The organism is Mycobacterium ostraviense, from assembly GCF_002705925.1.
Taxonomy (GTDB): Bacteria; Actinomycetota; Actinomycetes; order Mycobacteriales; family Mycobacteriaceae; genus Mycobacterium; species Mycobacterium ostraviense.
In genome coordinates, this window is the sequence record NZ_NKRE01000170.1 from 1 (window position 1) to 277 (window position 277).

Genomic DNA, 277 nt, shown 5'->3' on the forward strand with positions numbered 1-277 from the left:
ATGTGGAAGTGCGCGAGGGCGACATGCATGCGCTGCCGTTCAAGGACGGCAGCTTCGACCTGGTGGTGCTGATGCACGCGCTGACCTACGCCAGCAAGCCGGCGCAGGCGGTAACCGAAGCCGCGCGCGTGCTGCGCCCGGGCGGGCGCCTGCTGCTGTGCAGCCTGGCCCGCCATGAGCACAAGGCGGCAGTGGAGGCCTACGGCCACGTCAACCTCGGCTTCAGCGACAAGGAGCTGCGCAAGTTCGTCGACAAGGCCGGCCTGCAGGTATCAAG

The 277-nt window shown here is 67.9% G+C and carries 1 protein-coding gene; it reads left to right on the top strand.

Translation table 11 applies throughout. The features are described from left to right. A partial coding sequence (locus CDN38_RS33785; protein WP_142361422.1) for a class I SAM-dependent methyltransferase occupies positions 1-277 on the top strand: 277 nt, incomplete at both ends.